Source organism: Glutamicibacter halophytocola, from assembly GCF_001302565.1.
GTDB classification, from domain to species: Bacteria; Actinomycetota; Actinomycetes; order Actinomycetales; family Micrococcaceae; genus Glutamicibacter; species Glutamicibacter halophytocola.
On sequence record NZ_CP012750.1, the window covers coordinates 853,828 to 880,288 of the forward strand.

The following is a 26,461-nucleotide window of genomic DNA, read 5'->3' on the forward strand; positions in this document are numbered from 1 at the left end:
GGCTTAGTGGCTCCCAAATGCGATCGACAGGTGGCGGATGGCGAAGCCCGCGAAGACGATAACCCAGAGGATCAATACGCCCCAGAGCATCTGGCGCTGGTACTTGGTGCCCTGCTTCCAGAAGTCGACCAGGATCAAGCGCAGGCCGTTGAATGCGTGGAAGAGGATTGCTGCAACCAGACCGGTTTCACCCAATGCCATCCACGGGGTCTGATAGGTGCTGATGATGGCGTTGTATGCGTTGGCATCAACGCGGACCATCGCCGTGTCCAGCACGTGCACCAGCAGATAGAGAAAAATAACGACACCGGTGACTCGGTGTCCCACCCAGGACCACATGCCTTCATGGCCGCGGTATAGGGTGCCTGACGAAGTCTTCGACACTGAACTAAACCTCCAAGGCTCGCAACGGCGCATGTGTATATTGCACACAATGAGATTTGACGCACTTGTGCGAGCGTTCCTTGTGCGAGTCTAAACCACTTGGCGCACTCCAATCTATTTCGTGTCGAGCTCCTGTGAGGAGGTTCACCGTATAGCGGTGGAAATGCCCTGTAATGCTGAATTTTCGCCCGTAATACCGCATGGATTTCTTCCCTATTTCCACTGGTTGCCCAGTTTCAATGGAACGGATTATCCACCGGATGAATTAGTCTGGAATGCGTGAATGCAGACCTATTATCCAGATTCCACGGCGTGATCCCCGCTGGCGGTGTCGGTACCCGACTGTGGCCCCTGTCCAGGGCATCCGCTCCCAAGTTTTTGCACGATCTGACCGGGTCCGGCTCAACCCTGATCCGTGCCACCTATGACCGGCTGGTGCCGTTGGCAGGCGAGCGCATCATGGTGGTCACCGGACGCGCCCACCGCGGAGCCGTGGTGAGCCAGCTTCCCGAGCTGTGCGACGAGGATCTGGTGCTCGAGCCCGAGCCCCGCGACTCGGCCGCCGCCATCGGCTTGGCCGCGGCCATCCTCTACCGCCGCGACCCCAACATCATCATGGGGTCCTTCGCCGCGGACCAGGTGATCGAGCCGGTGGAAGTGTTCCAGGCTGCGCTGAGCGAAGCGATTCATACTGCCGCTACCGGCAAGATCGTCACCATCGGCATTCACCCCACCCATCCGTCCACCGGGTTCGGCTACATCCGCACCGGCGAACCGCTGGACGTGCCCAATGCGCCGACCGCGCGCGGCGTGGTCGAATTCGTGGAGAAGCCCGATGAGGATACCGCGCGCAAGTACCTGGCCTCCGGCGGCTTCTTCTGGAACGCAGGCATGTTTGTGGCCCCGGTCAGCCTGATGCTCAAGCACCTCGAATCCAATGAGCCGGAGCTGCACGCTGGGTTGATGAAGATTGCCGACGCCTGGGAGACCGGGCGCCGCGATCAGGTCATGCGCGAAGTCTGGCCAGGGCTGCCGAAGATCGCAATCGACTACGCGGTGGCGGAGCCTGCCGCTGCTGCCGGCGATGTAGCCGTGATCCCCGGTGTCTTCAACTGGGATGACGTGGGAGATTTCGCCGCGATCGGCCGCCTGAACAAGGCCAGCGCCGAGGAGGGCATTATCAACCTCGGTGACAAGCAGGTGCGCGTCTATGCCGATAACGCCACCGGCGTGGTCTACTCGGATCGCCCGCGGGTCATCGCCCTGGTGGGGATCGAGGACGTGGTGGTGGTGGATACCGCTGACGCGCTGCTGGTGACCACAAAAGAGCACGCGCAGCGGGTGAAACAGACGGTCGAAAGGCTTAAGGAACAGGGTCGCGAAGACGTTTTGTAGGAATTTTCTTCCGGGATCCACCAAAGGCTTCGGGTGGCTAATGCGCATTTGACCTGTTATTTTCCTGTTTTGAAAAATGATGGCTGTAAATGAAGCACATATATTATTGATATATCAATACCTTGAATGTGATCTGTTGTCGTTGCTAGGGTCAAGCGGCATGACAATCAAACACGAGTCAAGCGATCGCAGTGGGCCGACGCTGGGGAGTTCGTCGGATGAAGTCGAACCTCGCACGCGGATCAACAAGGTAGTTTTCTATGGCTCGGCGGCCGGCGTGCTGGCCATCGCCCTGTGGGCCATACTCGACAAGGAATCGGCCGATCTGGCGATCAACGCCCTAGTCGGCTGGGTCGGCAAGAATCTGGGCTGGTTCTACACCCTGGTCGTCGTTTCGGTCCTGGTTTTTGTCATTCTCGTAGCCATCAGCAAGGTCGGCAAGACGCGCTTGGGACCGGACCACGCCCGTCCGACCTTCAGCTTCTTCACCTGGGCCTCGATGCTCTTTGCCGCCGGCATCGGCATCGACCTGATGTTCTTCTCGGTTTCCGAACCGGTGACCCAGTACCTGGCTCCGCCGCGCGGGGACGGAGCCACCGCCGAGGCCGCCCGCCAGGCGCTCGTCTGGACGCTGTTCCACTACGGGCTCATCGGCTGGGGACTGTACGCGCTGGTGGGGATGGCGCTTGGATATTTCGCCTACCGCCACAACATGCCGCTGAGCATCCGCTCGGCCCTGTACCCGATCTTCGGGAAGAAGATCAACGGCGCCATCGGCCACGGCGTGGATATCGCAGCGGTCATGGGAACGATCTTCGGCATCGCCACCTCGCTGGGCATCGGCGTCGCCCAGCTGAACTACGGATTGCACTTCATCTTCGGCGTTCCGGAGAGCAATGCATGGAAGATTGCCCTGATCGGGCTGTCGGTGGTCATGGCCACGATCTCGGTGCTCACCGGTGTTGAGAAGGGCATCCGGCGGCTCTCCGAATTGAATGTGGTGCTGTGCATTGTCCTGCTGGGCTACATCCTGGTGACCGGGAATACCGCATTCCTGATGGACGCGCTGGTGGGCAACGTGGGAGACATGCTCGCGCAGTTCCCGTTCATGGCGCTCGATACCTTCGCCTATGACCGCCCTGATGCCTGGCTGAACAGCTGGACGCTGTTCTTCTGGGCCTGGTGGATCGCCTGGGCGCCTTTTGTCGGCCTGTTCCTCGCCCGCATTTCCCGCGGACGCACCATCCGCCAGTTCGTCACCGGCGTGCTGGTCGTGCCGATGGCCTTCATCCTGATCTGGATCTCCATCTTCGGCAACAGCGCGCTGGCGCTGATCATCAACGGCAACACCGAATTCGGCGAAATCGCCATGAACACCCCGGAACGCGCCTTCTACGCGCTGCTCGAGCAGTATCCCGCCGTGCCGCTGGTGGCAGGCATCGCAACTTTCACTGGCCTGCTGTTCTACGTCACCAGCGCCGACTCGGGCGCGCTGGTGATGGCGAACTTCACCTCGCATCTGAAGGATTCCGAGGCAGATGGCTCCAAGCCGGTCCGGCTGTTCTGGTCCCTGGCCATCGGCATCCTGACGCTGGCCATGCTGCTGGTCGGCGGAGTGCCCACCTTGCAGGGCGCCACGGTGATCATGGGGCTGCCGTTCTCCGTGGTCCTGATATTCGTGATGCTGGGCCTGTACAAATCGCTGAGGGTCGAGACCGCCTTGGCCGACAGCTACGACAAGTCGCTGCACGCGATGCTCACCAGCCGCAGCAGCACGGCAGGGGACAAGCGCAACTGGCGCCAGCGCCTGTCGCGCACGATGGTCTATCCAGGACGCCGGCAGACCGCCCGCTACATCCAGGAAGTGATCGAGCCGGCCCTGCGCGATGTCCATGACGAATTCGCCGCCCAGGGTGTTGAGGTCGAATTGGAGATCAGGCCGGTGGGCGAGCTTAGGCTCAACTCCATCGACCTGGTCGCCGTGACCCACGCCGACCAGCGGCCGTTCAAGTACCAGGTCTATCCGGTGCGCATGGATCTGCCCACCTATTCCCGCGTCTCCAGCAGCGCCGACGTCTACTTCCGGCTCGAAGCCTTCAACCAGGAAGGCAGCCACGGGTTCGACCTGATGTCGTTGTCCCAGGAACAGGTCATCGCCGATGTGCTGGACCAGTACGAGACGCATATGGAATTCATCCACCACCAGAACCTGCACGATTCCAAGAGCCAGATCAACGATGACGGATGCGCCAAGACCGACTGGGAACGCGATTTTGACACCGGCATGCTGCCACGGATCCAGCCGCCATCGGATTCCGATGAGCTGGACAAGGAACTAGTTGCAATCGAAGACGACGAAAAAATCAAGGAGAACCTCAATGACTAATACTCTCGATTCGGGCTCGGTGCAGCTCAAGGGCAGCCCCAACCCGCAATTGCTGGCCAGCGGGGAGACCATTTTCATCGGCGGCAGCTTCGGCCCGTCGGCTTCCGGGGAAACCCGGGCCATCCATTGCCCGGCCAACGGCGAGCAGGTTGCCCTGGCCTCCGAGGGGACTGAAGCGGATTCCATCCGGGCCATCAAGGCGGCGCGCGAATCCTTCGACTCGGGGGTGTGGAGCTCGGTGCAGGCACCGGAACGCGGACGCTTCCTGCTGCGTGTCGCGGCCCGGCTGGCCGAGCGCAAGGAGGAGTTCGCCCTGGCCGAAACCCTGGATAGCGGAAAGCGGATTATCGAGTCCCGGATCGACATGGACGACATCATCGCCTGCTTCGAGTATTTCGGAAGGCTCGCCGGGCAGGATGCCGGGCGGATCGTCGACGCGGATGACGCCAATGTGCTCAGCCGCATCGCCTACGAGCCGGTGGGCGTCGCGACCATGATCACCCCGTGGAACTACCCGCTGCTGCAGGCAGCCTGGAAGATCGCCCCGGCGCTGGCTGCTGGCTGCTCCTTCGTGCTCAAGCCTGCCGAGCTGACCCCGTCCACCGCGGTGCTCATGATGGATGTGCTGCGTCAGGAAGGCCTGCCCGACGGCGTGGCCAACCTGGTCACCGGTGCGGGAGCCACTGCTGGCGCGGTGCTTTCGGAGCACCCGGAGGTGGATCTGGTGTCCTTTACCGGCGGGCTGGTGACCGGCCGGAAGATCGCCGCGGCGGCCGCCGGGACGGTCAAGAAGGTGGCCCTGGAGCTGGGCGGCAAGAACCCGAACGTGATCTTCGCCGATGCGGACTTCGACGCTGCCGTGGACAACGCCCTGAACGGCGCGTTTGTCCATTCGGGCCAGGTCTGCTCGGCCGGTTCCCGCCTAGTGGTCGAAGCAAGCATTGCCGAAAAGTTCGTGGATGCGCTGGTGCGCAAGGCCGAGCAGATCACCCTGGGCGGCCCGTTCGACGAGCAGGCCGAGACGGGTCCGCTGATTTCCGCCGAGCACCTGGCCAAGGTTGACGCCTACGTGCAGGGCGGCATCGCCGAGGGCGCCCGGGTGCGCTGCGGCGGGCGCAAGGCCACCGAGGAGGACGGCTCTGGCCTGGGCTCCGGCCACTTCTACCTGCCGACCGTGATCGACCAGGTCACCGGTTCCATGAGCGTGGCCCAGGACGAGGCCTTCGGCCCGACCGTGACGGTGGAAACCTTCACCACCGAAGAAGAGGCCATCAAGATTGCCAACGACACCGTCTACGGCTTGGCCGGCGCGGTGTGGACCCAGGACGCCGGCAAGGCCCAGCGCGTCGCCAATCGCCTGCGCCACGGCACCATCTGGATCAACGACTACCACCCGTACCTGCCGCAGGCGGAATGGGGAGGCTTTGGCCAGTCCGGCAACGGCCGCGAGCTTGGCCCTACCGGGCTTGGCGAGTACCAGGAAGCAAAGCACATCTACCAGAATCTGAACCCGCAGGTTACCGGCTGGTTTGCCGAGAAGTAGCGGGAAAGGGAGAAAAATGAGCATTGACAAAAAAGACTTCGATTACATCATTGTTGGCGGCGGTTCAGCAGGCGCCGCGGTCGCATCGCGATTGAGCGAAGATCCCTCCGTTTCCGTTGCGCTGGTCGAGGCCGGTCCGGACGACCGCGGCTATGACGAGGTATTGCAGCTCGACCGCTGGATGGAGCTGCTCGAATCGGGCCTTGACTGGGACTACCCGATCGAGCCGCAGGAAAACGGCAACTCCTTCATGCGCCATGCCCGGGCCAAGGTCATGGGCGGCTGCTCCAGCCACAACTCGTGCATCGCCTTCTGGGCTCCGCGCGAGGACATCGACGAGTGGGAGTCGAAATTCGGCGCCACCGGGTGGAACGCCGAGATGGCCTACCGCCTGTACAAGAAGCTGGAAACCAATGAGGATGCCGGGCCGGAGGCGCCGCACCACGGCGATTCGGGCCCGGTCAAGCTGATGAACGTGCCGGCCAACGACCCTTGCGGCGTGGCCATCCTGGATGCCGCGCAGCAGGCGGGCATCCCGCGCGCCAAGTTCAACAACAACGAGACGGTCATCAACGGCGCGAACTTCTTCCAGATCAACCGCCTGCCAGATGGAACCCGTTCCTCTTCCTCGGTCTCCTACATCCACCCGATCGAGGGCCGGGAGAACTTCTTCCTGCTCACCGGGCTGCAGGCGCGCAAGCTGAACTTCGATGCGTCCAAGCGCTGCACCGGCGTCGACGTAGTGGATGGCGCTTTCGGCCGCACCGTGACCCTGAATGCCGCCAAGGAGGTCGTCGTTTCGGCCGGAGCCATCGATTCGCCGAAGCTGCTGATGCTTTCGGGCATCGGCCCGGCCGAGCACCTGAAGGAGGTCGGCGTCGAGGTGCTGGTCGACTCCCCGGGCGTGGGCGAGCACCTGCAGGACCACCCGGAAGGCGTGATCCAGTGGGAGGCGAAGAAGCCAATGGTGGAATCCTCCACCCAGTGGTGGGAAATCGGCATCTTCACCCCCACCGAGGAAGGGCTGGATCGCCCGGATCTGATGATGCATTACGGTTCGGTGCCCTTCGATATGCATACCCTGCGCCAGGGCTACCCGACCAGCGAGAACACCTTCTGCCTGACTCCGAATGTCACGCATGCGAAGTCGCGGGGCACGGTGCGCTTGCGCAGTTGCGACTTCCGCGACAAGCCGAAGGTGGACCCGCGCTACTTCACCGATCCAGAGGGCCACGACAAGCGGGTGATGACCTTCGGCATCCGCAAGGCCCGCGAGATCGTCGCCCAGTCCCCAATGGCTGACTGGGCCGGCGTTGAGCAGTTCCCGGGCCAGGATGTGCAGAGCGACGAGGAGATCTTCGATTACCTGCGCCGCACCCACAACACCGTCTACCACCCGGCAGGCTCGGTGCGCATGGGCGCCGAGGACGATGAGATGAGCCCTCTGGATCCGCAGCTGCGGGTCAAGGGCGTCAGCGGCCTGCGTGTTGCCGATGCCTCGGTGATGCCGGAGCTGGTAACCGTGAACCCGAATATCACGGTGATGATGATCGGCGAGCGTTGTGCCGAGCTGATCCGCGAAAACTAGGGCGCAAAACAATGGTGGTGGCCATCGGGAAACCGGTGGCCACCACCGGTTGCGTGCTCCGAACTGTTTCGCGTTGTGGCCAAACATTACGAAGAACTGTTATCTGCAGCTGTTGGACGAGTATCTTCGAAAGGTGTCCACCGTGAATGATTATGACAATGTTGCCTCCGTCAGCGACTTCACCGAGCCGTTAATCGGTCAGCTGATCGACTTTCGGCGCGAGTTGCACCGGAACCCGGAACTGTCCTTCGCGGAACACCAGACAACCGAGCGCATCCTTGAAAGGCTGCGTTCTGCGGGGCTCTCGCCCCAGAAGATGACCAATACCGGCGCCTATGTGGACATTGGCGAAGGGCCGATCCGGATCGCCTTCCGCGCCGACATTGATGCGCTGCCGGTCATCGAGGAAACCGATCTTGAGTATTGCTCGCTGGTCGAGGGCGTGGCCCACGCCTGCGGCCACGACATCCACACCACGGTGATGCTGGGAGTCGCCCTGTCGCTGGGCAGGTTCAATGAAGCCGGCTTGCTCAATGGCCGGGTACGCGTCATCTTCCAGCCAGCCGAGGAGAAGCTTCCCGGGGGAGCGCTCTCGGTCATCGAGCAGGGATTGCTCGACGAGGTGCCCCGGGTATTGGCCCTGCACTGCGACCCGCGGATCGACGCCGGGCATATCGGCACCCGCATCGGTGCCATCACTTCTGCCAGCGACACGATCCGCATCGAGGTCAACGGCCACGGCGGGCATACCTCCCGGCCGCACCTGACCGAAGATATCGTTTTTGCGATGAGCCAGATCGCCACCCAGGTTCCCGCAGTGCTCGGCCGCAAAGTCGACGTGCGCTCGGCGGTCTCGGTGGTGTGGGGCCAGATTCATGCCGGCAGCGCGCCCAACGCGATCCCTGCCACCGGATACCTGGCCGGAACCATGCGTTGCCTGGATGGCGATATCTGGTACGAAGCCGGCGAGCTTCTGGATAATGTGGTGCGCCAGATTGCCGCTCCGTACGGCGTGGAAATCAAGCTGCAGCACACGCGCGGCGTTCCACCGGTCGTGAATGCGCCCGCAGAGACGGCGTTGATCGAGGATGCCGCACGTCGCGAGTTCGGTGCTGAAGCGATCGAGCTGACCCCGCAGTCCATGGGCGGGGAGGATTTTGCCTGGATGACCCAGAAGGTTCCCGGGGCCATGCTGCGCCTGGGCACGCGAACTCCGGGCGGGAAGACCTATGACCTGCACCGCGGCGATTACATGCCAGATGAATCCTGCATTGGCATCGGCGTGCGTATAATGACCGCCGCGGCGATGCAGGCCGTGCGCGAAGCCAACGCCAAATAGCGTGTTGGTCACAGTAAACTCAAAACTTTTTAACTAGTCTTTGACACTTTCTCAATTGTTTGAGTGACTTGGGATTTGACGTTAAGCGCTTGCCGTTTCGAGGCCGCTTAGTTATCCGTTTGTAATCTTTATCGTCTTTACCTGTGACGTATCTCCGATAGGCTATGGAAACGATGGGGAAGCTACGACTTTAGGCGTGCTCGCGTAAAGCCCAGGCAAAGGTGCTCTACAACGGTAGCTGGTGTCTTATCTCCCACAGGATCTCGCACGACTTTTGGAGGAATAGATGCGCTTCGTATCGCGCAAGACCGGTGTGGCAGCGGCCATGCTCGGCATCTCGGCTTTGGCTTTGAGCGCCTGCGGCGCTGCACCGGAAGAGTCCAGCTCAGCTGGCAAATACCCGGACTACGTAGGTTGCATTGTTTCGGACTCCGGTGGATTCGACGACCAGTCCTTCAACGAGTCTTCGTACCGCGGCCTGAAGAACGCCGAAAAGGACTTGGGCATCACGATCAAGGAAGCAGAGTCGAAGTCCAACGCCGACTTCGCCACCAACCTCCAGGGCATGATGGGCGCTAGCTGCAACCTGACCGTCACCGTGGGCTTCCTGCTGGCCGACGCTACTGCTGATGCAGCGGCAAAGAACCCGGATTCGCACTTCGCCATCGTCGATAACCAGTACGAGAAGAACATCGACAACGTCAAGCCGATCATTTACGACACGGCTCAGGCGGCCTTCCTCGCTGGCTACGCAGCGGCTGCTGCTTCCGAGACTGGCACCGTTGCCACCTTCGGCGGCATCCAGATTCCTACCGTCACCATCTTCATGGACGGCTTCGCCGACGGCGTTGCCAAGTTCAATGAAGACAAGGGCGAGAACGTGAAGCTGCTGGGCTGGGACAAGAAGAAGCAGAACGGCACCTTCTCCGGCGACTTCGAGAAGCAGGACAAGGGCAAGCAGATCACCAAGAACTTCATCTCCGCAGGGGCTGACGTGATCATGCCGGTTGCCGGTCCAGTGGGCAAGGGCGCTGGCGCTGCAGTAGCCGAAGCCAACAAGAGCGGCGAAAAGGCCAAGCTCATCTGGGTCGACTCCGATGGCTTCCTGACCGCACCTGACTACAAGGAATACATGCTGACCTCGGTCGTCAAGACCATGGACAAGGCTGTAGAAGACGTCATCAAGGCTGATGCCGAAGGCAAATTCGACGCTACTCCTTATGTCGGCACCTTGGAAAACGAAGGTGTCGCGCTGGCACCGTTCCACGATTTCGACTCGACCATCGGCGAGGACACCAAGAAGGAGATCGAAGCCCTCAAGGCCCAGATCATCTCCGGTGACCTGAAGGTCGAATCGGCAGCAAGCCCAAAGTAGGCTTTGGCACCTATTTCATTCAGCGCGTCACCGCCTGCCGGCATCCGGCGGGCCGGTGACGCGCTTTATGAATGCCTAGAGGCCAAAGCGGCTATCGGGCTAAACTACCTCGCACAACGAACTATGAAGATGGTGGAATCGTGAAACTCGAACTACGGGGAATCTCGAAAGCCTTCGGTTCTTTCTACGCCAATAAAAATATCGACCTGCTGGTTGATGACGCCCAGATCCACTGTCTGCTCGGCGAAAACGGTGCTGGAAAATCCACGCTTATGAACGTGCTCTACGGTCTGTACCAGCCGACCGAGGGCGAAATCCTGCTTGATGGAAACCCCGTCGAGTTCTCCGGTCCGGGCGACGCCATGGCCGCCGGCATCGGCATGGTGCACCAGCACTTCATGCTGGTCCCGGTCTTCACCGTGGCAGAAAATATTGCCCTCGGCGCTGAAACCACCAAGGCCGGCGGCGTGCTGGACCTCCAGGTCACGCGCAAGAAGATCCGCGAAATCTCGGACCGCTACGGGTTTGACGTGGATCCGGACGCCATTGTCGAAGACCTGCCGGTCGGCGTGCAGCAGCGTGTTGAAATCATCAAGGCCCTGGTGCGCGAGGCCAAAATCCTGATTCTGGATGAGCCAACTGCCGTGCTGACCCCGCAGGAGACCGACGAGCTTCTCGAAATCATGCGCCAGCTCAAGGCCAACGGCACCTCCATCGTCTTCATCTCGCACAAGCTGCGCGAGGTGCGCGCCGTCTCCGATGTGATCACCGTGATCCGCCGCGGCGAAGTCATCGACTCAGTCTCCCCGGAATCCTCCACCACCGAGCTGGCCAACCTGATGGTGGGCCGCGCCGTGGAACTGAACCTGAACAAGGCCCCAGCCACCCCGGGCGAGGCTGTGCTCCAGGTCAAGGACCTGACGGTCGTTGACCATGCAGGCACGACCACGCTGAACTCGGTCACTTTCGATATCCACGAAGGCGAGATCCTGGCCGTGGCCGGCGTGCAGGGCAACGGCCAGACCGAACTGACCGAAGCCATCCTGGGCACCCAGGCCGTGACCGGCGGCTCGGTCAAGCTGGCCGGCGAAGAACTGGTGGGCAAATCCGTCAAGCAGGTGCTGCGCACCGGCGTCGGCTTTGTTCCGGAAGACCGCTCGGTGCACGGATTGGTCACCGAATTCTCCATTGAGGAGAACCTGGTCTTGGACCTCTACGACCGCGCGCCCTTCGGCAAGGGCATCTCGATGAACCTGGATGCCATCAAGAAGAACGCGGCCGCGCAGATCAAGGACTTCGACGTGCGCACCGACAATGCGCTGAATCCGGCCTCCAGCCTCTCGGGCGGCAACCAGCAGAAGGTCGTCATGGCCCGCGAGCTCAGCCGCGAGCTGAAGCTGTTCATCGCCTCGCAGCCAACGCGCGGCGTGGACGTGGGGTCCATCGAATTCCTGCACCGCCGCATCGTCGCCGAACGCGACAAGGGCACCCCGGTAATGATCGTTTCCACCGAGCTCGATGAGGTCATGGAGCTGGCCGACCGCATCGCCGTGCTCTACAAGGGCAGGATCAACGGGATCGTGCCGGGGGATACCTCGCGCGAAGTCCTCGGGTTGATGATGGCCGGCGTTTCGGCCGAAGAAGCCGCCGAACAAGCGGAATTTACCAAGTCAGATAACGAGCCCGTGGAAGCAGCACCGGCTGGCGAGCACAGCGAAAACCAGGAAGGAGAAGGCCAGTGAGCGAGAAAAAATCACCGGTCATTCCCGACCCCGGCAAACCGGGCAACGACCTCTTGAAGCAAATCACCCAGGGCCCGGGACTGGTCTCGGTGCTCGGCGTGATCGTGGCACTGGTGATCGGCGGATTGCTCATTGCCATCACCGACGAAAAGGTCGCCGAAACGGCCGGCTACTTCTTCGCCCGTCCTGCCGACTTCCTCTCCGAGCTATGGCGCGCGGCGACCGAAAGCTATGTGGCGCTGTTCAACGGCGCCATCTACAACTCGGCCCAGGGCTTCAAGCCCTTCCTGGAAACCCTGACGGTCTCCACCCCGCTGATCTGCGCAGGCCTCGGTGTGGCCGTCGCCTTCCGCGCGGGCCTGTTCAACATCGGTGCCCAGGGCCAGATCATCATCGGTTCGGTACTGGCCGCCTACGTGGGGTTCGCCTGGCACCTGCCCTTGGGACTGCACCTGCTGCTGGTCATCGTCTTCGGCCTGATCGGCGGCGCCATCTGGGGCGGACTGGTCGGCCTGCTCAAGGCGAAGACCGGCGCCCACGAAGTGATCCTGACGATCATGTTCAACTACGTGGCCGTGTACTTCATCGACTTCCTGATGAACACCCAGGCCTTCCGCCGTCCGGGCGAAACCAACCCGATTTCCCCGATCCTGGATTCGACGGCAGTTTTCCCCTCCATCCCCGGTTCCCGCCTGCACCTGGGCTTCGTGATGGCCCTCCTGCTGGTCATCCTGGTTTCCTGGATGTTCAAGCGCTCCACCGTGGGCTTTGAATTCCGCGCAGTGGGGCATAACCCCGATGCCGCGCAGACCGCGGGCATCAACGTCGCCCGCAGCACCATCATCGCCATGGCCCTGGCTGGCGCCTTGGCCGGCGCCGCCGGTGTCGCACAGGTGGCCGGCACCGAGAAGGTGCTGACCAGCGGCATCGCCGGTTCCCTGGGCTTCGACGCGATTACCGTGGCGCTGCTGGGCCGTTCCACCCCATGGGGAACCTTCTTCGCCGGCTTGCTCTTTGGCGCCTTCCAGGCCGGTGCGGTGAACATGCAGATCACCACCGGCACCCCGATCGATATCGTTTCGGTGGTGCAGTCGCTGATCGTCCTCTTCATCGCCGCTCCACCACTGGTCAAGGCGATCTTCGGCATGAACCGCAAGAAGAAAAAGCGCAGCCCCAAGCTAGAAACTACCCAGGCAGGTGCCAAGTGACCTCTTCCACCTTGCAACCGGCAATGAGCGTATTGCCTAGCAAGAAGACCTCGATCATCCTTTCGGCGATCGCCGTCATCGTCTTCTTGTGCTTCGGCCTGCTGGGCAACAGCGAAAGCGCGCACTTCCAGCTGAACAGCTCCGGCGATGCTTTTGAGCTGCCGGAACTGGTGTTCCCGGGCAGGGCCAGCAACATCGTGATCGGACTGCTGCTTGTGGGCATCGCTGCCTACTCCTGGATGCAGCGCAAAAAGGGCCAAACCCTGGCGACCTGGATGGTTGCCATCGCCGCAGTCCTCTTTGTGCTCTCCTTCCTGATCTGGGTGGTCTCCGGCGCCGATATCAGCACCATTTCCCTGGCCAGCCTGCTCGCTGGTGCCGTGGTGCTGGCTGTCCCGCTGGTGTTCGGCTCCCTCTCGGGCGTGCTCTGCGAACGAGCCGGCGTGGTCAACATCGCCATCGAAGGCCAGCTGCTGGGCGGCGCGTTCACCGCGGCACTGGTTTCCTCCTTGACCAAGAACGCGTTCCTGGGCCTGATCGCCGCCGGCATTGCCGGCGCCCTGGTCTCCCTGGTGCTGGCGCTGTTCTCCATCAAGTACGTGGTCAACCAGATCATTGTCGGCGTGGTGCTCAACGTGCTGGTCTCCGGAATCACCGGATTCCTGTTCACCACCGTGATGCAGGAAGATCCCGAGCTCTTCAACTCGCCGGTGCACCTGCCGGTTATCGAGATTCCCCTGCTCTCAGCCATTCCGGTGATCGGACCGATCCTGTTCAAGCAGTCGGTCATCGGCTACCTGATGTACCTGGCGGTGTTCATCGTCTGGTTCGGGCTGTTCAAGACCAAATGGGGCCTGCGGGTGCGTGCCGTGGGCGAGCACCCCAAGGCTGCCGACACCCTGGGCATCAAGGTCAACCGCACCCGCTTCTGGAATGTCACCCTCGGCGGCATCGTGGCAGGCATCGGCGGCTCCTTCTTCACCCTGGTGGCCATCGACTCCTTCACCAAGGAGATCTCCGGCGGCCGCGGCTTCATCGCCTTGGCCGCGGTGATCTTCGGGCGCTGGAACCCGATTGGCGCCTTCCTGGCTGCCCTGCTCTTCGGCTTTGCCGATAACCTGCAGGTCATCCTGACCATCATCGGCACCCCCGTGCCGAGCCAGTTCATGGCCATGATGCCGTACCTGGTGACCATCTTCGCGGTGGCTGGACTCGTGGGGCGCTCCCGCGGGCCGGCAGCTGCGGGCGAACCCTACGTGAAGGAATAACCGGTACAGATGACTGCCAACACCGCGCCGTGGTCGCAGCTTGAAGCTGCGGCTGCGGCCGCGCTGTCTCAGGCCTACGCACCCTACTCGACGTTCCGTGTAGGGTCTGCAGCCCAGACCAGCGACGGCCGCATGATTTCCGGCTGCAATGTCGAAAACGCCGCCTACGGCGTCACCCTTTGTGCCGAATGCTCCATGATCGGCCAGCTATTCGCCACCGGCGGCGGAACCCTGGAGTACTTCCTGTGCTTCGGCCAGCTCGCCGAGGGGGAATTGGAACTGATCACCCCGTGCGGGCGCTGCCGACAGATCCTCTTCGAGCACCGCGGAGCCAACCTGTTGATCAAGACCGCCCGTGGAATCGTCGGCATCGAAGACCTTTTGCCTGACGCTTTCGGGCCGCAAAACCTCAACGCCTAGTGCCGGCGATCACCGGCCACAAGCAGAACGGATGGTGCCGCTAATGGCTACCGAACAATTCAGCGCAGTGGAAGTCATACGTGCCAAGCGCGACGGCGCGGAACTGGGCAACGAGATGATCGACTGGACCATCGACGCCTATACCCGCGGAGTCATTGCCGAAGAGCAGATGTCCGCGCTGAATATGGCGATCTACTTCCAGGGCATGAACCGCAGCGAGATTTCGCGATGGACCACCGCGATGATCAATTCCGGCGAACGCATGGACTTCTCCACCCTGGCCAACCCGTCGGGCCAGAAGCTGGCGACCACCGATAAGCATTCCACCGGAGGCGTGGGGGACAAGATCACCTTGCCGCTGGCCCCGCTGGTGGCCAGCTTCGGTGTTGCGGTGCCACAGCTGTCCGGCCGCGGCTTGGGCCACACCGGCGGCACCCTGGACAAGCTGGAGGCCATCCCCGGATGGCGGGCCAACCTGTCCAACGAAGAACTCTTCTCGCAGCTCTCCTCAGTCGGCGCGGTCATCTGCGCGGCCGGTGCCGGGCTGGCACCGGCGGACAAGAAGCTCTATGCGCTGCGCGATGTCACCGCCACGGTGGAGGCCATCCCGCTGATTGCCTCCTCGATCATGAGCAAGAAGATTGCCGAAGGCACCGGCAGCCTGGTGCTTGACGTGAAGGTGGGCTCCGGGGCGTTCATGAAGGACGAAGCCATGGCCAGGGAACTGGCCGAGACCATGGTGAACCTCGGCACCGATGCCGGGGTGAACACTGTCGCCCTGCTGACCAATATGGAAACGCCACTGGGCCTGACCGCTGGCAACGCCATCGAGGTCGAGGAATCGGTGGAGGTGCTCGCCGGTGGCGGACCCGAGGACGTTGTCGATCTGACCGTGGCCCTGGCCATTGAAATGCTGGCTGGCGCTGGTGTTCACGGCGTTGATGTGCGTGCAGCGCTGAAGAACGGCCGGGCCATGGACAGCTGGCGGGCCATGATCGCCGCCCAGGGCGGCGACCCGGATGCCAAGCTGCCGGTGGCCAAGGAATCGCATACCGTAGTGGCTGAAGCTGAAGGCGTGCTGATCAAGCTGGATGCCATGGATATCGGGCTGGCGGCCTGGACCCTGGGAGCAGGACGGGCCCGCAAGGAAGACAGTGTCCAGGCCGGAGCCGGAGTGCGCCTGCACGTCAAGCCGGGCGCCTTGGTGCGCCGTGGCCAACCGATCGCCACCTTGCTGACCGATACCCCGGACAAGCTGCCGCGCGCCATCGAACTGGCAGAGCGGGCCATCATGATCGGCTCCGAGCACGACCGCCCGGACATGCGCTTGATCCTCGATCGCATCGCCGCTTCGTAACTGATATTCCAGGGAAGAACCGGGAATCACCACTGGTGACCCGGTTCTTTTCGCATTTGCCGCCCTGGAAAGCGAAGGAAACCGGACAAGCAACAAGGTCCGCAAGACATGCCCCGGGAACCATCTGGCCCGGTTCAATCGTTGGAAGATTAGCTCCTACCTAGGTCGGGGTAGAAAGAAGTCCACATTGCCACATCAGTAGGATGCGCCCCTGCAGCTGCTCGAGCGAAAATGGTTGGACAGGCAGCGCGCTACGCGCTTTGGGGAAAGAAGATGCAAGTCCACATGGAACTAGTTAACGAGGCCATTACGCAGGCAGCCAACGCATGGTGGGTGCTGCCTCTCTTGTTCCTGTTTTGCCTGATTGACGCATTTTTCCCGATCGTGCCCAGCGAATCCTTCCTGGTTTCACTGGCCGCAGTAGGCATCCATTCCGGATCGCCGAACCTCTTCCTGATCGGCGCCCTCGGTGCCGCCGGAGCGCTGCTGGGGGACCAGATCACCTACGCCATTGGCCGGAGCATCGGTTCGCACGGATTCAAGTGGATGCGCGGCAAACGGGCGCAACGAGTACTGCACTACGCAGAAAAGAAGCTTGAAACCTCCGGAGCGCTGCTGATTTTCACCGCGCGCTACATTCCGATCGGCCGCGTCGCGGTGAACCTCACCGCCGGCGCCACCGGATTCAGCCACAAGCGCTTCACGCTCTTCGACACCATCGGAGTGCTGACGTGGGCCGCCTATTCGGTGAGCATCGGCGCCCTGGCCGGCAACTGGATGCATGACAACAAGCTGCTGGGCATCGGGCTGTCGATTGTGATCGCCGTGGTGCTCGGGTTCATCATTGACCGAATCGTCAGCTGGGCGCTGAATCGCTACCACGTGCGCGTTGAGAAGGCCGCGCAACGCGCAGCGCAGGAAGCACGCGAGACGGTGCCGCCAAGCACCGACGAGAGTTAACCTGCGGTATTGAGCAGGGTCACATTGTGGCTCGCAGATCTTTACCTCCTGGAGCTGTCAGTTCCGCGGGATTGCGACTAGGCTCAGTGGTGTGACTGAAGAATTGATTCATCCTGACTACGATCCCGAGTTCGACTTCCGGGATCTGCCTAAAGTTTCGCTACATGACCACCTTGACGGTGGACTGCGCCCTCAAACGATCATCGACCTGGCAGCCGAAATTGGCCACGAGCTGCCCGAGACCGAAGCCGAGGCTTTGGGCGACTGGTTCCGTGAATCTGCAGATTCAGGCTCATTGCCACGCTACCTGGAAACTTTTGAGCACACCCTCGCGGTGATGCAAACCCGCGAAGCGCTGATCCGCGTTGCCCGCGAATTTGTCGAGGACCTCGCTGAAGACGGCGTGATCTACGGTGAAGTCCGCTACGCCCCGGAACAGCATCGCCGCGAAGGCTTGAGCCTGGACGACGTCGTTGACGCAGTCCAGGAAGGCCTTGACCAGGCCTGCGAGCAGCTGAACAGCGAAGGCCATCCAATGCAGGTCGGCCAGGTGCTCAGCGCCATGCGCCAATCCGATCAGGGCGTGGAAATCGCCAAGCTGGCATTGCGCCACCGCGGCCACGGCGTCGTAGCTTTCGACATTGCCGGACCGGAAGATGGCTTCCCGCCATCGAATATGAAGGAAGCCTTCGACCTGCTGGCCGAAAACCTCTTCCCGACAACTGTCCACGCCGGCGAGGCCGCTGGACTGGCATCGATCAAGGACGCAATCCTGGTCGGCCGTGCCCAGCGCCTGGGCCACGGCGTGCGTGTTGCCGAAGATATCGAGATCGAGTTCGGCGCCATCGACGAAAACGGTGAAGAACTCAGCGACGACACCGGCTTGGTTTCCCTGGGCCCCGTGGCCAACTGGGTGCGCGAACGCGGCATCCCGCTGGAAGTCTGCCCGTCCTCCAACCTGCAGACCGGTGCCACCGCCAAATTTGGCGAAGGCATCCGCAATCACCCGATTGACCTGCTGGTCCAGACCGGATTCAACGTCACCATTTCGCCAGATAATCGGCTGATGTCCGGCACCAGCCTGTCCGAGGAATTCGAGCTGCTGGTCGAAGCTTTCGACTATGACCTGGAAGACCTGCTGGACCTGACGCTGAACGCGGCTGAAGCCGCTTTCGTTCCGCTGGAAATGCGCGAGCTGCTTGTTGAATACATCAACGACTACTACGACAACCTGCTCGACGATGACGACGACGAGGACTACGAAGAAGACGAATACGAAAACGTCGCCGACTAGTTCTCCGCGCAGCCAGGCTGCAAGCAGCTGAAGGCCGGTTCCCCAAGGGGAATCGGCCTTCAGCTGCGTTTGCGCCGAGCCTGGCTCCGCCTTCGCTAGCATGGGAGCATGGCGCAGAACTCAACGCAGACCCAGCAGCTGATCACTACGGTGAGGATCCTGCGTGATAAATGCGCCTGGACCCAGGCCCTGACCCATGAATCCCTGCGGACCTACCTGATCGAGGAAAGCTATGAGGTTCTGGACGCGATCTCCGAACAGAATCCCCAGCTGCTCAAGGAGGAACTCGGGGACCTGTACTTCCAAATCCTGCTGCATGCGCTGATTGCAGCCGAGCAGGGACACTTCGATCTTGACGATGTTTCGCAGACGCTGAATGAAAAGCTGCTGAGGCGAAACCGGCACATTTTTGACGAAGAAGGCGTGGTGCGCGAAGAGATCATCACGGACGTTGAGGAAATTATCCGGGTCTGGGATGCGGCCAAGCAGGCCGAGCGCCAAGGCAAGCCGCAGCCACGCAAAAATGCCGGGCTGCCTGCGGGCCTGCCGGCCCTGGCCTTGGCCCAGAAGCTGCTGGACCGCCACGCCAGAGACGGCTCTGATAAGGCCGGGGGCCATCAAGTTTCCGAGGCAACCCGTACGAAAATTACCGATGAACAGAGCTTGGCTGCTGCCCTCTTGGAGGTCTCTGCACGGGCAGAAGAGCTGGGATTAGATGCAGAATCTGTTTTGCGCGCAACCTTGTCGAAACAGTACGGCTCGGAATTCACTGCAACGATATCGCCTAAATCACCTTCGAAGCGCTAGGCTAGAGACTGGCAAAGGCGCCGACGGTCTTTTCAGCACCGCTGGCGGACCTTCCCCTAGACCACCCCTTTCTACAAGGAGTCCATACTCATGGCATTGATTGACGCCATTCACGCGCGCGAAATTCTTGATTCCCGCGGTAACCCAACCGTTGAGGTTGAGGTCCTGCTATCTGACGGATCGCACGGCCGCGCAGCAGTTCCATCCGGTGCTTCCACCGGCCAGTTCGAAGCAGTTGAGCGTCGCGACGGCGACAAGGACCGTTACCTTGGCAAGGGTGTGCTTGGAGCCGTGGAGTCCGTGATCGACGAGATCGCCGACGAGCTCGAAGGCCTGGACGCCACCGACCAGCGCGCTATCGACCAGGCCATGCTTGACCTGGACGGCACCAGCAACAAGTCCAAGCTGGGCGCAAACGCCATCCTCGGTGTTTCGCTGGCCGTGGCCAACGCCGCAGCCGTGAGCTCCAACTTGCCGCTGTACAAGTACCTGGGCGGCCCGAACGCCCACGTGCTGCCAGTGCCGCTGATGAACATCCTCAACGGCGGCTCGCACGCCGACTCGGATGTCGACATCCAGGAATTCATGATCGCCCCACTGGGCGCCGAGACCTTCTCCGAGGGCCTGCGCTGGGGCGTTGAGGTGTACCACAACCTCAAGTCCGTGCTGAAGGAAAAGGGCCTGTCCACCGGCCTGGGCGACGAGGGCGGCTTCGCTCCAAACCTGCCGAGCAACCGTGCAGCACTGGAACTGATCACCGAAGCCATCAAGCGCGCTGGCTACACCCCGGGTGAAGACATCGCACTGGCTCTGGACGTTGCTTCCTCTGAATTCTTCGAGAACGGCGCATACCAGTTCGAAGGCAAGGCACTGTCCGCCCAGGAAATGAGCGACTACTACGCTGCCCTGGTTGCCGACTTCCCGCTGGTCTCCATCGAGGATCCACTGGACGAAAACGACTGGGACGGCTGGAAGACCCTGACCGACGCCATCGGCGACAAGGTCCAGCTGGTCGGCGACGACCTGTTCGTGACCAACCCGGAGCGCCTTGCCGACGGCATCGCCAAGGGCACCGCCAACTCGCTGCTGGTGAAGGTCAACCAGATCGGTTCGCTGACCGAGACCATCGACGCTGTGACCATGGCCCAGCGCGCTGGCTACACCACCATCACCTCGCACCGTTCGGGTGAAACCGAAGATGTCACCATTGCCGACATCTGCGTGGCAACCAACGCTGGCCAGATCAAGACCGGTGCTCCAGCTCGCTCCGAGCGCGTAGCCAAGTACAACCAGCTGCTGCGCATCGAGGAAGACCTGGGCGCTTCGGCGGTTTACGCTGGTCGCGACGCTTTCCCGCGTTTCAACAGCTAATTACCAGTTGTAGCGAATAAGCTCGTCGGTAGTGGATACCGGCGAGCTTTTCGTTATTTAATGGACATATGCGCCGTTTCCACGGCAGCACAGCGCGTAGAGCTTTATGGGGAATTGGGGGAGTATGGCACAGCGACCACCACGCATGCCTCGGCGTAATACTCCGGATCCGGAAGAACTGTCTCAGAATAACCCTGTTGACCAGTCCGAATATACCGATCCAGGAACAGTTGCAGATCCGCCCACCGACGCATTGCACGTAGTGGCACCGCAACCCCCAGCCAAGAAGGCTCCTTCAGTGCCGCGCCCCAAGCCTGCCGGCAGCGCGCAGAAAACTGCGCCGCGCACCGCGCCGGGAGCCTCAGCGCAGGCACGCCGGGCGTCAGATTCGTCACGTGAGCCAAAAAAATTTGCGGGCAATTATGCTGCCAAGCCCAAGGTGCCGCTGCGCGAGCGGGCCAAGGAGAAGCAGAACGAGCGGCGCCGTGATGACCGGATGAAATTCTCCGCTGCCGTACGCCGCAAGCCAGGGGAAAAACCGGTTGAGAGCAAGCCGACGCCCGAGGGCGAACCGGTAGCCGCACACCGTTTTTCCGGCCGCATTGCCGCGCTGATCGTGGTGCTCGCATTCTTCGCCGTGATGCTGGTGCCAACGGTGAATTACTACCGGACCCAGATGGCCGAGCTCAACGAGCTCCACGCCTCCATCGATTCCCTGGAAGCGCAGCGCGACGATTTGAAGGCCGAGATTGCCCGCTGGGATGACCCGCTGTACATCAAGCAGCAAGCGCGCGAGCGGATAAACTTGGTCATGCCTGGCGAAAAGCTATACATGGTCGTCGGCGACCGGCCGAAAGAAAACGAGACGGACACCGAAGCCAACGGCAGCACCTTCGAGGTGCGCCAAGAGCTTCCATGGGTCGATGCATTGCTTGACTCGGTCCGGCGTTCTGCCACTGACTAACCACTTTGAACATGAAGAGAACCAATACCCGTGACTGAACAGCCAATCCGCGAAGCCCTTGACGCTGCCGGACGAGTACCAAGCGAAGCCGACCTTGACACCCTGTCCCGCCAGCTGAACCGACCAGTGCGCGATGTGGTGGAAATCGGTGCACGCTGCGTCTGCGGAAACCCGCTGGTTGCCACCACCGCGCCACGGCTTTCCTCGGGAATTCCATTCCCGACCACGTACTACCTGTCCCACCCGGTGATCACCGCCGCTGTCTCGCGCCTTGAAGCGGCCGGGCTGATGAACGAGATGAACGAACGCCTGGGCGGCGATTCCGTTTTGGCCCGGGCCTACGTGGCGGCCCACGAGTCGTACCTCGCCAACCGCGATGCCATCGGCGCGCGTTCTGGCACCGGGGCGGTGCCTGAAATTGATGGCGTGTCCGCTGGCGGCATGCCAACCCGCGTGAAATGCCTGCACGTGCTGGTCGGCCATTCACTGGCTGCCGGTGAAGGCGTGAACCCGTTGGGCGATGAGGCCCTGGAAGCAATTGCCGAGTGGTGGACCAAGGACAAGTGCTACTGCGCAGGGGCTTGGGATACGGAATCGGCAGCGCCTAGCCGCGATCGTTCACGTCACGTGAAGACCCAGGAACTGCAGGACCCCGCGGCCAAGCGAGCCGAGCGTGCAGCCAAGCGCGCAGCCCGTGAAGCCCAAGAACGAGCCGCCCAGGATGATGCCTAATGCGCGTCGCCGGAATTGACTGCGGAACGAACTCCATTCGCCTGTTGATCGCTGATGTGCAACAGGATTCGAACGGGACTCGGCTTGTTGATGTCCTGCGCACCATGCGCGTCGTTCGCCTGGGACAGGGCGTCGATGCAACCGGTGCCTTTGCTCCGGAAGCGCTGGAGCGCACCTTTGCGGCCGCCCGCGAGTACCGGGCACTGTGCGACGAGCATCAGGTGGAGGCCATCCGCTTCGTGGCCACCTCAGCGGCCCGCGACGTATCCAACCGCGAGGTTTTTGCCGAAGAGATCACCAAGATCATCGGTGTTGCACCCGAAGTCATCACTGGTGACGAGGAAGCATCGCTGTCCTTCAACGGTGCCGCTTCCGTGCGTGCCGGACAGCCCGGCCGCAGCTTGGTCATCGATCTGGGCGGCGGCTCCACGGAGTTCGTCCTGGGCGATAATTCAGGGCCGGTGGCCGCCAAGAGCCTTGACATGGGCTGCGTGCGCGTCACCGAGCGCTTCGAGCAGCAGGGCCTGGAATCGCCGGAAGCCGTTGCGTTCATGGACAGCACGTTGCAGACTTTGGATGGCGCCGTAGATGTTTCGGAAGTTGACGCGGTGATCCTGGTGGCAGGAACCTTCACCACGCTCACGGCACAGGCGCTGGGCTTGGAGAAATACGAGTCCGAGAAGATCCACGGCGCGCAGTTGAGCTTCGACCAGATGCGCGAAGCTACCAGCGCCATGCTCTCCTACTCGCGTGAAGAGCGGGCGGCATTGGGCTTCATGCACCCTGGCCGGGTTGACGTCATTCGCGCTGGCGCAGCGATCGTCCAGCGCATTCTCCATTATCTGGAGTCGGCAAGCGGCCAGCGCCCGATGCGGCTAATTGCATCGGAACACGATATTCTCGACGGAATCGCTGCTACGGCAGCCGCCAACGCCTAGCCCGTTGATTCGGAACCGACCAAGGAGATCTCTCTTGAGCACAGCTCTGCGCGCTAAGAAAGCGATGGGCCTGAAACAGTACGGCTCAATGCTTGTCGTTGCGATCCTCGCGCTGGCTATGCTCAGCGTGGTCACCCCGGCGCATGCTGACAACATGCGCGAGTCGGAGTACTGGCTGGATTCATTGGGAATTACCCAGGCGCACCAGAGCACCAAGGGCGAAGGCGTTAAAGTCGCGATCATTGATACCGGCATTGATACCTCGCACCCTGATCTGAAGGGCGCCGTTGTTGGCGGTGCGGACATGTCGGGTGCCGGCGAAGCCGGCGGCAATAAGCCCATTGGCGTCATGAGCGAACACGGCACCTTGGTGGCTACCCTGCTGGCTGGACGCGGCAACAACAAGGGCGAGATCAATCGGGTTAAATCCGAAAACGAACGGCTCAAGGCCGCGTGGGAAAAGGCCAAGTCTGAAGCCGAGGAAGAAAACGAAAAGCAGAAGGACGACGACAAGGACGTTGAAGTCCCCAAGGAACCTGAATACGAGGATGTCCCCAAGCTTTCCGCTGGCAGCGACGGAGTGCTCGGCGTAGCACCGGCCGCGCAGCTGCTGTCGGTCTCGCTGTGGATGGGCGAAGGCAATCCAGCCAACATCCCAGTGGAAGAACAGATTCCCCGCGCCGTGAAGTGGGCCGTGGATTCCGGTGCCAAGGTGATCAACATGTCCCTGGGCTCCACCAGCCCTGCATGGCCCGAAAGCTGGGACGATGCATTCAAGTACGCGGAAAATCATGATGTCGTAATCGTGGCTGCCGCTGGCAACCGTTCCGGTGGCATGAGCCAGGTCGGTGCCCCGGCCACCATCCCGGGCGTGCTCACCGTGGCAGGTGTTGACGAAAGCGGCAAGGCCTCGCAGGACTCGTCCACCGAGGGCATTTCCATCGGCGTTGCCGCGCCAGCCGAACAGCTCGTTGGCGGGCTGCCGGATAACGGCTACGCGCGCTGGTCCGGTACTTCCGGAGCCGCGCCATTGGTTGCAGGCGTGGCTGCACTGATTCGATCCAAGTACCCGGATATGAAGGCTCCCGATGTCATCAACCGGATCCTGAAGACTGCGCGCGACACCGGTGCTGCCGGAGTTGACAACCTCTATGGCTACGGAATCATCAATGCCAATGCCGCAGTGAACAACAACGTGCCATCGGTCTCCGAAAACCCATTGGGAACCATTGAAGAATGGATTCGAGTGCATCGCCGGAACAATGTGAAATCCACCGAGGCCCCGGCTCCGGGTGTCTCGATGGAAAAATCGGACCTCAAGCAGGTCGCAGCTCCAGAACCCATCCAGCCTGATCAGTCGACTCCGGCACTGCAGCCGCTGCTGGTCATCGGGGCAGGGGTGCTATTGCTTTTGGTCATTGCTGCTGGAAGCGCCCAGACCCTGATGCGCCGCCGGCGTGAGCGGCTGACGCAGAGCGTGGCGTCGGCATCGTTGAGTTCGCTGAAGGTCGGCAAGGCCGCGGGCAAACATGATCTCTTCGATGACATTCCCGAAGAAGACAGATAATTCATCTCCAAGCTGGGGCGAAACCTACGGGTTTCGCCCCAGTTTTTGTTGTGCCCGCCAACCGCGAAGCAATGCGGTCATAGCCCGTATTCACACCCGAAAACCGGCCGGTTAGCTCCACGTGACACATCTGACGTAAATAGTTAGTGAATGTTTTCACTAACTCGGAAAATCCGCGTAGAATCAAGAGTATGTCGATCATTGAATCCTCCCAGAAGCGTCCGCGCATTCTTATCGTTGGCGGTGGCTATGTTGGCCTGTACGTCGCGATGAAGTTGCAGAAGAAAGTCAAGGCACACGGCGGCATCGTCACCGTTGTCGACCCGAACCCATACATGACTTACCAGCCATTCCTGCCAGAAGTTGCAGGTGGCCAGATTGAACCACGCCACGTAGTGGTTTCCCACCGCCAGCACCTGAAGCACTCCGAACTGGTTAACGGCCGCGTGCTGAGCATCGACCACGCCAACAAGAAGGCTGTCGTCGCTCCGGAGAACGGCGAGCAGTTCGAGCTGGAATACACCGACATTGTCATGTCGGCTGGTGCGATCACCCGTACCTTCCCAATCACCGGCCTGGCTGAAACCGGCATTGGCCTGAAGACCATCGAAGAGGCTGTCGCCCTGCGCAACAAGGTTGCCGAGCGCATCGAGTCCGCTTCGAATATGACCGATCCAGTAGCTCGCAAGCGCGCACTGACCTTCGTGGTTGTCGGTGGCGGCTTCGCCGGCATCGAAACCATTGCCGAGCTTGAAGACATGGCTCGCCACCTGATCAAGCTCAACGACCGCATCGATGAGAAGGAAGCCCGCTTCGTTCTTGTTGAAGCCATGGGCCGCATCATGCCAGAAGTTACCGAGCAGCAGGCCGAGTGGGTCGTTGACCACCTGCGCAGCCGCGGCGTAGAGGTTCTGCTGAACACCTCGCTCAATAGCGCAGTGGATGGCAACCTCGAGCTGATCAACATGGCTGACAAGTCCTCAGCGGGCGAATTCGGCGCAGACACCTTGATCTGGTGTGCCGGTGTTATGGCTAACCCAATGGTCCGCTCCACCGATTTCCCAATCGAGCAGCGCGGCCGTATCGAAACCCGCACCGACCTGCGCATCAAGGACGCCAACGGCGAACCTCTGGAAGGCGCTTGGGCTGCCGGCGATATCTCGGCCGTCAAGGACGTTACCGGTGGCTTGCCAGACGGTACCTGCGTTCCAAACGCCCAGCACGCTGTGCGCCAGGCAAAGCTGTTGGCAAAGAACCTTTACGCTGCCCGCTACGGTGTTGGCACGATCAAGGAATACAAGCACGCAAACCTCGGTGCAGTTGCCGGCTTCGGCCGCAACAAGGGTGTAGCCAAGGTTGTTGGCATCAAGCTCAAGGGCTGGCCAGCATGGATGGCACACCGCGGTTACCACGGTATGGCCATGCCAACCTTCGAGCGCAAGTTCCGCGTTGTCGGCGACTGGCTGGTTGCGCTGTTCTTCAAGCGCGATGCACTGCAGCTGAACAACCTCGAAGCACCACGCACTGCTTTCGAAGAGTCGGCAAAGCCAAAGAAGTAGGCGCAAGGCTTAGGTGATCGACTAAGTAGCGAGGGGCTGAGCTAATCAGCCCCTCGCACACTTGCGTAGAGCGGATTTTTTATTTGCTTTCACGATCACGTAAGATTTGAGAGTCTTGCCCCCATGGTGGAATTGGCATACACGGCTGACTTAAAATCAGCTGCCGCAAGGCTTGTGGGTTCGAGTCCCACTGGGGGTACCAATATTCAGGCTCCTGCTGTCCCGATTGCCGGGGAGCAGGGGCCTAGCTTTTTGCGGGCGGCG

21 protein-coding genes and 1 tRNA gene are annotated in these 26,461 nt (G+C 61.5%); 21 read left to right on the plus strand and 1 reads right to left on the minus strand.

The genetic code is table 11. The annotated features are described in order from the left end of the window. Positions 1-3: 3 nt before the first annotated feature. Entirely contained in the window at positions 4-417 is a 414-nt protein-coding gene (gene sdhC, locus AOZ07_RS04045) for a succinate dehydrogenase, cytochrome b556 subunit (protein WP_206693663.1), read from the minus strand. Between the two features lie 246 nt (positions 418-663). Here sdhC and AOZ07_RS04050 point away from each other — a divergent pair, with 246 nt between their 5' ends. From AOZ07_RS04050 to AOZ07_RS04150, 21 genes are all read left to right on the plus strand, one after another. After that, positions 664-1,779 carry a mannose-1-phosphate guanylyltransferase gene (locus AOZ07_RS04050; RefSeq protein WP_060700827.1) on the plus strand — a complete coding sequence of 372 codons (1,116 nt, stop codon included), beginning with the start codon at positions 664-666 and terminating at the stop codon, positions 1,777-1,779. 160 nt (positions 1,780-1,939) lie between these two features. Then, positions 1,940-4,165, plus strand: coding sequence for a choline BCCT transporter BetT (gene betT / locus AOZ07_RS04055; RefSeq protein WP_084793128.1), 2,226 nt, complete (start codon positions 1,940-1,942; stop codon positions 4,163-4,165). Next, complete coding sequence (locus AOZ07_RS04060; RefSeq protein WP_084793129.1) at positions 4,158-5,708, plus strand: aldehyde dehydrogenase family protein; 1,551 nt, start codon at positions 4,158-4,160, stop codon at positions 5,706-5,708. Before betT ends, AOZ07_RS04060 begins: the two co-directional genes overlap by 8 nt. Positions 5,709-5,724: 16 nt before the next feature. Next, a complete protein-coding gene (locus tag AOZ07_RS04065; RefSeq protein WP_060700828.1) occupies positions 5,725-7,296 on the plus strand; it encodes a GMC family oxidoreductase in 1,572 nt (523 codons plus the stop codon). Positions 7,297-7,438: 142 nt separating this feature from the next. Continuing rightward, entirely contained in the window at positions 7,439-8,635 is a 1,197-nt protein-coding gene (locus tag AOZ07_RS04070) for an amidohydrolase (protein WP_084793358.1), read from the plus strand. 286 nt (positions 8,636-8,921) lie between these two features. After that, positions 8,922-10,010, plus strand: coding sequence for a BMP family lipoprotein (locus tag AOZ07_RS04075; RefSeq protein WP_060700830.1), 1,089 nt, complete (start codon positions 8,922-8,924; stop codon positions 10,008-10,010). A gap of 140 nt (positions 10,011-10,150) precedes the next feature. Beyond that, the gene (locus AOZ07_RS04080) at positions 10,151-11,752 is read left to right on the plus strand and encodes an ABC transporter ATP-binding protein (RefSeq protein WP_060700831.1); all 1,602 of its coding nucleotides are present in this window, start codon (positions 10,151-10,153) and stop codon (positions 11,750-11,752) included. Next, entirely contained in the window at positions 11,749-12,960 is a 1,212-nt protein-coding gene (locus tag AOZ07_RS04085; protein WP_060700832.1) for an ABC transporter permease, read from the plus strand. Before AOZ07_RS04080 ends, AOZ07_RS04085 begins: the two co-directional genes overlap by 4 nt. Before the next feature lie 23 nt (positions 12,961-12,983). Next, entirely contained in the window at positions 12,984-14,228 is a 1,245-nt protein-coding gene (locus tag AOZ07_RS04090; protein WP_236995262.1) for an ABC transporter permease, read from the plus strand. A gap of 9 nt (positions 14,229-14,237) precedes the next feature. Then, positions 14,238-14,648, plus strand: a complete 411-nt coding sequence (locus AOZ07_RS04095) for a cytidine deaminase (RefSeq protein ID WP_060700834.1) — start codon at positions 14,238-14,240, stop codon at positions 14,646-14,648. Positions 14,649-14,691: 43 nt separating this feature from the next. Next, entirely contained in the window at positions 14,692-16,005 is a 1,314-nt protein-coding gene (locus tag AOZ07_RS04100; RefSeq protein WP_194943792.1) for a thymidine phosphorylase, read from the plus strand. A 285-nt stretch (positions 16,006-16,290) separates the two neighbouring features. Next, the gene (locus AOZ07_RS04105) at positions 16,291-16,965 is read left to right on the plus strand and encodes a DedA family protein (RefSeq protein ID WP_060703292.1); all 675 of its coding nucleotides are present in this window, start codon (positions 16,291-16,293) and stop codon (positions 16,963-16,965) included. 91 nt (positions 16,966-17,056) lie between these two features. Further along, complete coding sequence (locus AOZ07_RS04110) at positions 17,057-18,259, plus strand: adenosine deaminase (protein ID WP_060700836.1); 1,203 nt, start codon at positions 17,057-17,059, stop codon at positions 18,257-18,259. A 108-nt stretch (positions 18,260-18,367) separates the two neighbouring features. Continuing rightward, positions 18,368-19,066, plus strand: coding sequence for a MazG nucleotide pyrophosphohydrolase domain-containing protein (locus AOZ07_RS04115; RefSeq protein ID WP_060700837.1), 699 nt, complete (start codon positions 18,368-18,370; stop codon positions 19,064-19,066). A gap of 90 nt (positions 19,067-19,156) precedes the next feature. Beyond that, positions 19,157-20,437: a phosphopyruvate hydratase gene (gene eno / locus AOZ07_RS04120; protein WP_060700838.1), complete on the plus strand. Its 1,281-nt coding sequence runs from the start codon at positions 19,157-19,159 to the stop codon at positions 20,435-20,437. Between the two features lie 124 nt (positions 20,438-20,561). Then, the gene (locus AOZ07_RS19025) at positions 20,562-21,401 is read left to right on the plus strand and encodes an FtsB family cell division protein (protein ID WP_236995263.1); all 840 of its coding nucleotides are present in this window, start codon (positions 20,562-20,564) and stop codon (positions 21,399-21,401) included. Positions 21,402-21,431: 30 nt separating this feature from the next. Beyond that, a complete protein-coding gene (locus AOZ07_RS04130; RefSeq protein WP_060700839.1) occupies positions 21,432-22,133 on the plus strand; it encodes a DUF501 domain-containing protein in 702 nt (233 codons plus the stop codon). Further along, positions 22,133-23,071, plus strand: coding sequence for a Ppx/GppA phosphatase family protein (locus tag AOZ07_RS04135; protein ID WP_060700840.1), 939 nt, complete (start codon positions 22,133-22,135; stop codon positions 23,069-23,071). Before AOZ07_RS04130 ends, AOZ07_RS04135 begins: the two co-directional genes overlap by 1 nt. A gap of 88 nt (positions 23,072-23,159) precedes the next feature. Continuing rightward, positions 23,160-24,638 (plus strand): S8 family serine peptidase, encoded by a 1,479-nt coding sequence (locus tag AOZ07_RS04140; protein ID WP_236995308.1) that lies wholly within the window; start codon positions 23,160-23,162, stop codon positions 24,636-24,638. A gap of 191 nt (positions 24,639-24,829) precedes the next feature. Next, positions 24,830-26,197 (plus strand): NAD(P)/FAD-dependent oxidoreductase, encoded by a 1,368-nt coding sequence (locus AOZ07_RS04145; RefSeq protein ID WP_060700842.1) that lies wholly within the window; start codon positions 24,830-24,832, stop codon positions 26,195-26,197. 117 nt (positions 26,198-26,314) lie between these two features. After that, a tRNA-Leu gene (locus AOZ07_RS04150) sits at positions 26,315-26,399 on the plus strand. The last annotated feature ends 62 nt before the right edge of the window (positions 26,400-26,461 follow it).

Excerpts from the sequence above, each read along its gene's own strand:
- AOZ07_RS04075 (WP_060700830.1), top strand. The coding sequence starts at position 8,922 with ATGCGCTTCGTATCGCGCAAGACCGGTGTGGCAGCGGCCATGCTCGGC.
- AOZ07_RS04105 (WP_060703292.1), top strand. The coding sequence starts at position 16,291 with ATGGAACTAGTTAACGAGGCCATTACGCAGGCAGCCAACGCATGGTGG.
- AOZ07_RS19025 (WP_236995263.1), top strand. The coding sequence starts at position 20,562 with ATGGCACAGCGACCACCACGCATGCCTCGGCGTAATACTCCGGATCCG.
- AOZ07_RS04090 (WP_236995262.1), top strand. The coding sequence starts at position 12,984 with ATGAGCGTATTGCCTAGCAAGAAGACCTCGATCATCCTTTCGGCGATC.
- betT (WP_084793128.1), top strand. The coding sequence starts at position 1,940 with ATGACAATCAAACACGAGTCAAGCGATCGCAGTGGGCCGACGCTGGGG.
- AOZ07_RS04100 (WP_194943792.1), top strand. The coding sequence starts at position 14,692 with ATGGCTACCGAACAATTCAGCGCAGTGGAAGTCATACGTGCCAAGCGC.
- AOZ07_RS04065 (WP_060700828.1), top strand. The coding sequence starts at position 5,725 with ATGAGCATTGACAAAAAAGACTTCGATTACATCATTGTTGGCGGCGGT.
- AOZ07_RS04145 (WP_060700842.1), top strand. The coding sequence starts at position 24,830 with ATGTCGATCATTGAATCCTCCCAGAAGCGTCCGCGCATTCTTATCGTT.
- AOZ07_RS04095 (WP_060700834.1), top strand. The coding sequence starts at position 14,238 with ATGACTGCCAACACCGCGCCGTGGTCGCAGCTTGAAGCTGCGGCTGCG.
- sdhC (WP_206693663.1), bottom strand. The coding sequence starts at position 417 with ATGCGCCGTTGCGAGCCTTGGAGGTTTAGTTCAGTGTCGAAGACTTCG.
- AOZ07_RS04140 (WP_236995308.1), top strand. The coding sequence starts at position 23,160 with ATGCTTGTCGTTGCGATCCTCGCGCTGGCTATGCTCAGCGTGGTCACC.
- AOZ07_RS04060 (WP_084793129.1), top strand. The coding sequence starts at position 4,158 with ATGACTAATACTCTCGATTCGGGCTCGGTGCAGCTCAAGGGCAGCCCC.
- eno (WP_060700838.1), top strand. The coding sequence starts at position 19,157 with ATGGCATTGATTGACGCCATTCACGCGCGCGAAATTCTTGATTCCCGC.
- AOZ07_RS04115 (WP_060700837.1), top strand. The coding sequence starts at position 18,368 with ATGGCGCAGAACTCAACGCAGACCCAGCAGCTGATCACTACGGTGAGG.
- AOZ07_RS04135 (WP_060700840.1), top strand. The coding sequence starts at position 22,133 with ATGCGCGTCGCCGGAATTGACTGCGGAACGAACTCCATTCGCCTGTTG.